11 protein-coding genes are annotated in these 9,930 nt (G+C 39.0%); 7 read left to right on the top strand and 4 right to left on the bottom strand.

The genetic code is table 11. The features are described 5' to 3' along the window. Positions 1-147 precede the first annotated feature (147 nt). Both CK510_RS19760 and CK510_RS19755 read left to right on the top strand, forming a co-directional pair. Positions 148-1,380: a M20 family metallopeptidase gene (locus CK510_RS19760; RefSeq protein ID WP_095723333.1), complete on the top strand. Its 1,233-nt coding sequence runs from the start codon at positions 148-150 to the stop codon at positions 1,378-1,380. Between the two features lie 155 nt (positions 1,381-1,535). After that, the gene (locus CK510_RS19755) at positions 1,536-2,333 is read left to right on the top strand and encodes a hypothetical protein (RefSeq protein WP_095723332.1); all 798 of its coding nucleotides are present in this window, start codon (positions 1,536-1,538) and stop codon (positions 2,331-2,333) included. 328 nt (positions 2,334-2,661) lie between these two features. On the opposite strand, the gene CK510_RS19750 is transcribed toward CK510_RS19755, so the two are convergent. The 4 genes from CK510_RS19750 to CK510_RS19735 form a co-directional block, all read right to left on the bottom strand. After that, positions 2,662-3,186, bottom strand: a complete 525-nt coding sequence (locus CK510_RS19750; protein WP_095723331.1) for a hypothetical protein — start codon at positions 3,184-3,186, stop codon at positions 2,662-2,664. A gap of 78 nt (positions 3,187-3,264) precedes the next feature. After that, positions 3,265-3,708, bottom strand: coding sequence for a hypothetical protein (locus CK510_RS19745; RefSeq protein WP_095723330.1), 444 nt, complete (start codon positions 3,706-3,708; stop codon positions 3,265-3,267). Between the two features lie 253 nt (positions 3,709-3,961). Next, entirely contained in the window at positions 3,962-4,144 is a 183-nt protein-coding gene (locus CK510_RS19740) for a CsbD family protein (RefSeq protein ID WP_095723329.1), read from the bottom strand. 549 nt (positions 4,145-4,693) lie between these two features. Next, entirely contained in the window at positions 4,694-5,206 is a 513-nt protein-coding gene (locus CK510_RS19735) for a hypothetical protein (protein ID WP_245912229.1), read from the bottom strand. 333 nt (positions 5,207-5,539) lie between these two features. On the opposite strand from CK510_RS19735, the gene uvrB reads away from it, so the two are divergent. The 5 genes from uvrB to CK510_RS19710 all read left to right on the top strand — a co-directional run bounded on the left by uvrB (position 5,540) and on the right by CK510_RS19710 (position 9,786). Beyond that, positions 5,540-7,540: an excinuclease ABC subunit UvrB gene (gene uvrB / locus CK510_RS19730; protein WP_095723328.1), complete on the top strand. Its 2,001-nt coding sequence runs from the start codon at positions 5,540-5,542 to the stop codon at positions 7,538-7,540. Positions 7,541-7,988: 448 nt separating this feature from the next. Next, positions 7,989-8,237, top strand: coding sequence for a hypothetical protein (locus CK510_RS19725; protein WP_095723327.1), 249 nt, complete (start codon positions 7,989-7,991; stop codon positions 8,235-8,237). Then, entirely contained in the window at positions 8,234-8,380 is a 147-nt protein-coding gene (locus tag CK510_RS19720; RefSeq protein WP_245912228.1) for a type II toxin-antitoxin system RelE family toxin, read from the top strand. Before CK510_RS19725 ends, CK510_RS19720 begins: the two co-directional genes overlap by 4 nt. Before the next feature lie 67 nt (positions 8,381-8,447). Further along, complete coding sequence (locus CK510_RS19715) at positions 8,448-9,356, top strand: hypothetical protein (protein WP_095723326.1); 909 nt, start codon at positions 8,448-8,450, stop codon at positions 9,354-9,356. Beyond that, entirely contained in the window at positions 9,343-9,786 is a 444-nt protein-coding gene (locus CK510_RS19710; protein ID WP_095723325.1) for a hypothetical protein, read from the top strand. The genes CK510_RS19715 and CK510_RS19710 overlap by 14 nt, the downstream gene beginning before the upstream one ends. Positions 9,787-9,930 lie beyond the last annotated feature (144 nt).

Here is a 9,930-nt window from a genome sequence, read left to right as displayed (position 1 = left end):
ATCACTCAAGCCTAATAAAATCTTGGAACTCTTGTCAGGAAAGATTTATAGCTTATTTTTTTACATCGAACTCAGGTAGGGTAATGTTACATTTAGAAATATTAAAGCTCATATTTCCACCAAAAATTATTTCATACAAAATAAAATATGGTATCGACAGTTCCCAGCCCGAATACAATTAATTTATCCAGCATTCGCCTCACAATTCGTAATCTGCAACCGCAACTAGTAGAATGGCGAAGACAACTTCACCAAAAACCCGAATTAGGCTTTCAAGAAAAACTCACATCAGAATTTATTGCCCAAAATCTTCAAAAATGGGGCATTGAACATCAAACAGGTATTGCTCAAACTGGAATAGTCGCCATCATTAAAGGTGAAATTCAAGATGGAGAATTGGGTAATCAAAAAGTTCTAGCGATTCGTGCGGATATGGATGCATTACCAGTTCAAGAGCTTAACGAAGTTCCCTACAAATCGCAACATGATGGCTTAATGCACGCTTGCGGACATGATGGACATACCGCGATCGCACTTGGTACAGCTTACTATCTCCAACAGCATCGTAAAGATTTTGCGGGAACTGTCAAAGTCATTTTCCAACCTGCTGAAGAAAGTCCTGGTGGTGCAAAACCTATGATTGCAGCAGGGGTTCTCAAAAATCCCGATGTTGATGGGATTATTGGGCTGCATCTGTGGAATAATTTACCTTTGGGAACCGTTGGTGTGCGTCCAGGGGCATTAATGGCGGCTGTGGAATCCTTTGATTGTACAGTGTTTGGTAGGGGTGGACATGGTGCTATGCCCCATCAAACGGTGGATTCGGTGGTTGTCGCTGCCCAAATCGTGAATACTTTGCAAGCTGTTGTTTCTCGCAATGTCAACCCGATTGATTCTGCGGTGGTTACTATTGGGGAACTCCATGCAGGTACTCAGCGTAATGTGATAGCTGATACCGCAATTCTGAAGGGTACGGTACGTTATTTTAATCCAGATTTAACAGGCTTTTTTAAGGAAAGAATCGAGCAAGTTATCAGTGGAGTTTGTCAAAGTTATGGTGCAAAATATGACTTAAATTATTGGTCATTATATCCCGCAGTCATTAATGATATTGGAATGGCTGAACTCGTTCGTTCTGTAGCTGAGGAAGTTGTGGAAACTCCTTTGGGTGTGGTTCCCGAATGTCAAACTATGGGAGCGGAGGATATGTCGTTTTTCCTCCAAGAAGTTCCCGGTTGTTACTTCTTTTTAGGTGCTGCAAATCCAGCTAAAGGTTTAGCATATCCTCACCATCATCCCCGTTTTGACTTTGATGAGACAGCTTTGGGAATGGGTGTGGAAATGTTTGTTCGCTGTGTGGAAAAGTATTTGGGTGGTTAAATAAAATATGGATTAAGGTCGCGCAAAGACGCAAAGGGTAGTAGGTTTTGAAAATATTTATCTGTGGTTTTTCTGGATGATTCCGTAACGATCGCACTTTGATGGGTAGAAATGAGTATTATTTGTGTACTTGAGTCTTTCTATACCTAAAATTTATGTTTTCCCAGCTACTGAACCCATCTGTACTTGCCGCAGTTGTCGAATTTGAAAATTCTACAATACCTGGTGTTTGGGCAAGTATTGATAAAAAACAGCTAATTTCGGAAATGCGATCGCGTCTAAATGACCCTTTTCAAATTAACCAGGGGGCACAACCATTTTGTGGTCCAGCCTCGATTATATTTGAATTAGTCCGCAAGCAACCTTTACGTTACGTTCAACTTTGCCGTAGTCTGTTTGAAACAGGAGGTTTCCAAGGGACAACAAAGCGGATCGAAGCGTCACGAACTCTCAGACACAGTAAAGGAAGATTACGGATGAATCAAGCTGATTGGATGGTGATGTCAGCTTTGCGGGAGTCGGAAAATACCATTTTTAATATTGAAGCGGAAGCTCCGGATATTATTCGTAATTTGGCAGGTATGACGAAATCCTGGGAAATGCAAGGTTGGACGCGGGAAATATTAGGTTATCAGCAAGTTAAGTATAAGCATACATATTTGCATGGTGAATTTGAAGCTTTGGAGGAGACTGCAAAAGCGATTAATCTTGGTGGAGTTGCGTTTGCATTAATTACTGCTGATGGTTTGTTACGTGGGAAAACTCCTTTTTTGCCTTACCCAAATCACTGGATAACACTTTTAGGAAATATCTCTGTTAAAGGTGGTGATTGGTTTGATGATGATAGCGGCAGAATTAGTTTAGATGTGTATTCTTGGGGAAAACAATTTCACATCAATTTAGATGAAGGTCCATTTGAGGATTATTTTTGGGGAGTTGTGATTGGGTTTTAGATTATTGGTAGGGGTTAACGGTTGTTAACCCTCTAATTTTATGATTATTTCCTATTGATTAACGGTTGTTAACCCTTTAATTTTATGATTATGGCACTTCTTGCTTGGATGAAATCTAAAAAATACGGGCAAACAACCGTTTCCCCCTACAGTATTCTCAATTACCAAATGTATTTATTAACAGTTGGGTTATTAATCCTTAATTTCTGTTAGTAAATCTTTGAATTTTAGATTATTTGAATTATAACAAATAGAAAAAGCGAGTCATAAAACTCGCCCAGATTTATCAACCACATTCAAGATTTATCAAAGTAAAAAAAACGAAAATTTAATGCTTCTTATTTCCGAACCATTTAGCAGCAGCAACACCAATTATTGCTCCGACAACTGGGTTACTAATAAACTTGAGAATTCCTGGTTGTTCGGCTAAAACTTCGCGGAAAATATCAGGATGATTGTGATAAGCAAACGATGCAAGTTTACTAACATCATCAGCAGTCATTCTTCCTGGTGTATGGGTAGAAAGTCCTAATTGCTGCTCTAAATGTCTGTCATCAAGCTTTCTTTCTTTGAAGTGCTTGAAGAAAGCACGGGCAACATCATCGCGCTCGTTAGGTTTGATTTGGGAAATCGCCTTTTGCAACTCAGGTTCCATCTGACTTGCGGGAATGCGATCGCTATTCAAGGAATTACTAAACAATTGCCGACGTTCGTCTTTAGTACTACGTTGAGCAAAATCATCAAAGTTTTGATATTCACGGGAAGGGTCATTTTGCACATCATCAAGTGATTCTACATCACCACCTGCTAAATCATTCATGATTTCGCGTCTATATTTATCGCTATTCGTCACGTTTTTTCTCCTTTTTGTTATTGGTTATTGGCTAATTATCTATCCATTCTGAATAATTTCTCTATTAGCTAATAACCATTAACTATATTGAACCTTATTGCTTTGGGTGTCATATTGCGCGGTTAAAACTAGCTTTTTATCCGGTGCATATACAAGTACTGTCAAATCTTGATTTGGAAAATTCTTGTGAAACCCTTGTACCAAAGATTTAGTTAAAGTACGGACTTCATTAGGACGAACCTGTGGAGAAATTACAATCCCTAATTTATTGTTGTCGCGAACATAAGCATCCTTTACTAAACCTTTAGAGGTTTGTACAACCCAATCGCCAAAACTCTGTCCAGATTGAGTATTTCCCCGCTCTAAGGCAGTATAGGCTGAACCTTGACTCAATGCTGGTTGGTTTGTATTGCGATCGAGTTGTGCAACGTTGCTATTACTACCGCAAGCAGCAGTTAAAGTCAAAACAAGCACTAAGACAAAAGCCGTTATTATCTTACGACCTTGCTGTAGCAGATTCATTTTTCTACCTCCTAATTGTTTAAAAAACTAATATATGGACTACATAAAAATTCTGGGTGATTGTTTGATATTTTGGCTTTATATGTTTGCTTTACAACTAGGGGAATTTAGATTAGGCAATATCAACACCAATTACTATCTGTAATACCCCAATTATTAAGTAGAGACGTTCCAAGGGAACGTCTTTACTTAGTAGAATATAAAACTCACCCTGATTTGCTACCTAAATCTTCATCAGTAGACACAATCCCTACTATTTGAGTTCTTTCTTAACGTTATCTTTTACATCTTCTAGACCATGACGTACTGCACTTTCAGCCTGTTTCGCTTTTCCTTTGGCTTTATCTTCTGGATCACCAGTCACATTTCCCAAAGCTTCTTGAGCTTTGCCTTCAATATTTTTAGCGGTAGCTTTTGCTTTATCTTCTAAACTCATTTTGAACTCCTAAAATTTGATAAAATAATTCAAAGTTATCAATTCATTTATCAATCAACTCTGAATCTTTTTTGCTGTCACCTATATAAAATAACTTCAATCTTTAACCCTAGCCTTCTGTCATGGGGCTAATAATTATCTCTACTGAAAGGAAGACAATCATAGAAAATCCCCATTCCCCAATTTCTACTTAGAGTCAGTCACAAAATAAATGATCCTGTGTTGTCATGCTGTAGCTTGCTACAGAATCACCGAAGAGCATTTCTTTCTGTGGAGTTCTCTTATAAAATTAAAAATCTAAAATTAAAAATCTAAAATTAAAAATCTAAAATTAAAAATCTAAAATTAAAAATCTAAAATTAAAAATCTAAAATTAAAAATCTAAAATTAAAAATCTAAAATTAAAAATCTAAAATTAAAAACCTAAAATTAAAAACCCAAAATTAAAAATCTAAAATTAAAAACCCGATCGTGATTAACTGCGATCGGGTTAAATTGGTTATTAGTTGTACTTTAAAGTCCAAAATCCTTCGTTCTAATTTCTTAGTCCTAATCGAGATAACCCATCAGCACTGGAGAATCATCAGTATCATTTGAAGCCACAGGGCGATTACCCATTACTGAGTAATTTTCCGAGATAACCAACGTACTAGAAGCAATAGGACGGATTCCAGACACATTCATAGTGTCAACAACATGAATTAGATTTGCCCCGATTGGACGAATACCACAGATATTCATTGTTTCTATAACTTGCAAATGGCTAACACCAATCGGACGTATTCCAGAAACCGACATAGTTTCAGCGATTTCTAAGTCACTAGCTCCGATTGGACGTATTCCTGAGATTGCAAAGCTTCTTTCCTCTTCGCGAACTTGGAGTTTGCTAGATGCTTCTTTTGCGTTGGCTGAATCTGTTGGCACTGACATATTAGTAGTTGGCTTAACTTTGTTGACAACTTTTGCTTCTGGTGTTTCGGCTTTAGCTTCTTTAGCCTCAGCTTTAACTGCTACTTTATCCGTAGTTGTAGTTTGAGCTTGATTATTTTTTTCAATTTCCACTATATTTTTCCCCTTTGAGCTTGGCAGCATGAATACCGAGGACTGGTTGATTTGCCAGTGCTGCTCATGCCCATGACCTATACCTTGTCTGTTAATTGAATTTTACAATACTTAGGAGATCGAAATTTTATTCTATACGTTTGAGTTTAACTTCAAAAATGGTTCCATAGGTATAATTATCTTCTGAATATTCACATAAGTAAAACTTAATGGTAAACATTGATAAATCTTAGTAAAGAGGTTTTAGAAGGATTCTGAATTCTGACTCCTGACTGCTGTATTCTTTTTAGAGTTTTCCGCTACTATAAGTTAGAGCATTTATAGTACGTTTGTATGGCAGAATTTAGTCTTCAAGCACCTTTTAAACCAACAGGCGATCAACCAAGTGCGATCGCGCATCTGGTAAAATCCCTCAATGCTGGAAATACTTATCAAACCTTGCTAGGTGCAACGGGAACTGGTAAAACATTTTCAATAGCCAGTGTGATTGAGAATGTGGGCAAAGCAACCCTAGTTCTCGCACATAACAAAACCCTTGCAGCACAGCTTTGTAATGAACTGCGGGAATTTTTCCCCAACAATGCTGTGGAATACTTCGTTAGTTATTACGATTATTATCAGCCAGAGGCTTATATTCCTGTTAGTGATACATATATAGAAAAGACTGCTGCCATCAATCAGGAAATCGACATGTTGCGACATTCGGCAACACGTTCTTTATTTGAACGTAGTGATGTGATTGTGGTTGCGTCGATTAGCTGTATTTATGGTTTGGGTATTCCTTCAGAATACCTGAAAGCTGCGATTCCTCTACATGTGGGTAGGTCAGTTGACCAGAGGGAAATCCTCAAATCACTAGTATCAATCCAGTATAGTCGTAATGATATCGAAATGGGTCGGGGTAAATTTCGGGTTCGTGGTGACGTTTTAGAAATTGGTCCCGCATATGAAGATAGAATTATTCGTGTGGAATTTTTTGGGGATGAGATAGACGCAATTCGTTATGTCGATCCAGTTACAGGTGAAATTCTCCAAAGTCTGCAAGCTGTGAATATTTACCCTGCACGTCACTTTGTCACACCAGAAGAACGTTTGGATGTAGCTTGTCAAGATATTTCCGACGAATTAAAACAGCGCAAAGTCGAACTCGAAGAACAAAGTAAACTCCTGGAAGCACAACGTATCGATCAACGTACTCGCTATGACTTGGAGATGTTACACGAAGTTGGGTATTGTAATGGTGTGGAAAACTATTCCCGTCACCTTGCAGGAAGACAAGCAGGAGAACCACCTGAATGTTTAATTGATTACTTTCCCAAGGATTGGTTGTTGGTGATAGATGAGTCCCACGTGAGCGTACCGCAGATTCGGGGAATGTACAACGGCGACCAAGCGCGGAAAAAGGTATTAATTGAACATGGTTTTAGATTACCGAGTGCTGCTGATAACCGACCACTCAAAGCGGATGAGTTTTGGGAAAAGGTAAATCAATGTATCTTTGTTTCAGCAACTCCCGGAGAATGGGAACTGGGAATTTCTGGTGATAATATTGCCGAGCAAATCATTCGACCAACGGGAGTAATCGATCCGGAAATTAGTGTTCGTCCCACAGAAGGTCAAATCGATGACTTGCTAGGAGAAATTAAAGACCGTGTTGACCGCAGTGAACGAGTATTAATTACAACTTTGACCAAGCGAATGGCGGAGGATTTGACTGAGTATTTGCAAGATAACAGTATTCGGGTGAGATATTTGCATTCTGAGATTAATTCGATTGAACGGATTGAAATTATCCAAGATTTGCGTGATGGTGGTTTTGATGTGTTGGTTGGTGTTAACTTGCTACGGGAAGGTTTAGATTTACCAGAAGTTTCGTTAGTGGCAATTTTAGATGCAGATAAAGAAGGCTTTTTGCGTGCAGCAAGGTCATTAATTCAAACAATTGGTCGAGCTGCGCGTCACATTCACGGTAAAGCGATAATGTATGCTGATAATATGACAGATAGCATGATTAAGGCAATTGATGAAACTGAAAGAAGACGCGGTATTCAGATAGCTCATAATAAGATGCATGGGATTACACCGCAACCAATTGCTAAGAAAAAATCGAGCAATGCAATTTTATCTTTCTTGGAAGTTTCGCGACGTTTAAATGCACAGGATTTACAAGTTGTTGAGGAGCATATTGGGGAAATCCCGTTAGAAAATATTCCCGACTTGGTGAGTAAATTGGAAGTGCAAATGAAGGAAGCTGCGAAAAATTTGGAATTTGAAGAAGCGGCAAAATTCAGGGATAAAATTAAGAAGTTGCGGGATAAATTAGTCGGCAGGTAGTTATTTTTGTAGAGATGCAAATCTTATAGGGGCAAACGGCTGTTTGCCCTGAATTGCATCGCATCCACACGAGAAAAGTGGTAATAATTAAATAGCGGGATATGCCTCCGACATTAAGAGGATGTTTGAAAAGTTTGGGAAGGTATAATTTGTCATTCTGAGCGAAACGAAGTGGAGCGTACTCCGAAACGGAGAAGCAAGCTACGCTTTTAGCGTTCCCGAAGGGTAGAATCTGGAGTTTAGCCCACATACATGAGATGCCTCGTTCCTCAGCATGACATAGAAGGAGACTTTTCAAACAACCTCTAAGCTCTGCGATAAGCGGAGCTTACCGTAGGTATCGTAATGGCTCCCTAAACTACAGTTTTCTACCATATCTCACTTCACAAAAATGTAAATGCTAAAATCAGCAGAATAGTGCCAACACGCTAAACCCAATAGGAGAAAAATGCCAGCTATTGTTAAACTACAACTCTCTTTAGAAACCTTAGCAGAAGCAATTTCTTCCCTGGATTTAGAGGAAAAACGTCAACTTCAAGAAATCATTGAGCAACAAATTTTTGAGGCTGAAGAAGCGCTGTACGAAGAAGATATACAGACGCAGGAAGAAATTCAAGTCGTTCGTGATGAGTATGCACTTGGAGAATCCATGACAATGGATGAATATCTTGCTCACCGCTCCAATTCAGTATTATGAGTTACACGGTTGTTATTTCCAAGTCAGTACAAAAGCAAATTGATGGCTTGCCAAATGATATTACCGATCGCGTGCTTGAGAAAATTCAAAATCTAGCTTTGGAACCTCGCCCTGATGGAGTTGTCAAATTAAAAGGCTATTGAGTAAAATTGGCACGTAGGGAGAAATACGGTATGCTCAAAGAGTGTGAAATAGTTACGGATTATCAGGATGACTCACCTACGTCGAAAAGCCAAAAATCTAGTGGTGAACAAGCGAACTATTTATAAGTGTGAATTGGAGAACTGTCCAACTTGCGGAGAAAGTTTAGCTGACTGCCGACATTATAGTTGGAGTAAAACGGTACAACAATTAGACCAGGTAATTCATGTAGCGAGTCAACCAAAAGAATGTGGAAACCCAAAGTGTAAAGATGTAGGGAAACGGTATGTATCAGCAGTAGCGCAAACCATAGCACTACCGGGAGCAACTTATGGACTAGATGTGGTGGCGCAAATCGGATGGTGGAAAGACCGAGAACATCTAAGTGGTACAGAAATATATCAGCGATTAAGTGGGAAAGTGAAGATAGGTCGGCGACAAATAGATATTCTCACTTATACATATCGGATATTAATGGCTTGCGCGATGCAGAAACAAGAGGAAAATAATTTGGCTATGTCAGTACAAGAGTATGGAGGTCTAATAATTAGTCTAGATGGATTAGAGCCAGAAGGAGCACAAGAACAGTTATGGGTAGTTAGAGAAGTATTAACAGGTTGCATCTTAGCAGTAGCATGGTTGCCACGGGTAAATCAAACGACATTAATCGAGCTACTAACACCAGTGGAGCAATGGCTAAAAAGCAACAATTATCCCTTACTCGCAACCGTGAGCGATAAGCAAGGTGCTGTGAGAGTTGCCTTGAGCAAAGTCTGGCAAGAAGTAAGACATCAGTGGTGTCAAGCACATTATCTCCGAAATGCAGCCAAACCCTTACAATCGCTTGACCATGCTCTCAAAACTGACCTACGTAAAGATATTAGGGAAGAGATTCGTACAAGTTTAGGGCAAGTAGGTAGCACCGCAGAAAACGGTGCTTTTTCCCCCTCAACTAGTGAGTGGGTTGACAGTTTGTGATATCTCGCAATCAATACAAGTAGTAACAGAAGTCACCAAGACCCAAGTTGTACAAGGATATGCTCAAGTGCTACAGCAAAGTTTAGGACGCACCAGCAGTAATAGCTTTGATTTAGCAGGTCTCAAACTTTACACAGACTTAAAAGCAATTGAACAATCTCTAGCTCGTTGCTTACAACAACATCAAGACCCTTTTTTAAAGCTGTGGTATCAAACATTAACTGATATATTACCAAATTATCAAAATCCCTTTGTTTCTATCGCTATGGCTCAAACCTGGCTTGACGATATCCGCTCAAGTCTTGAAGTTGCCCCCTTACCAACCAAGGAAGCTCAAGGAATTGGTGGGGATGAAGTTGCTCGTCAACTAGGACATATACTTGGCGGTTTGTACACAATTGAAAATCTCACTCCTGAGATAAATTCATGAAGTAATCATCTACGATACCTTTCTGAACGTTACTGGAATGGTTTATTTGTCTGCTATGACGTAATAGACCTGAGTTCGATATAACAGAAACGCTTAGAAATAAGTTGTAATCAATATTCTATCAATTAGTGCTTATTATTGACA

The sequence above is a fragment of the Brunnivagina elsteri CCALA 953 genome, from assembly GCF_002289455.1.
GTDB lineage: Bacteria > Cyanobacteriota > Cyanobacteriia > Cyanobacteriales > Nostocaceae > Brunnivagina > Brunnivagina elsteri.
This window is presented reverse-complemented; position numbering and strand designations above follow the sequence as displayed.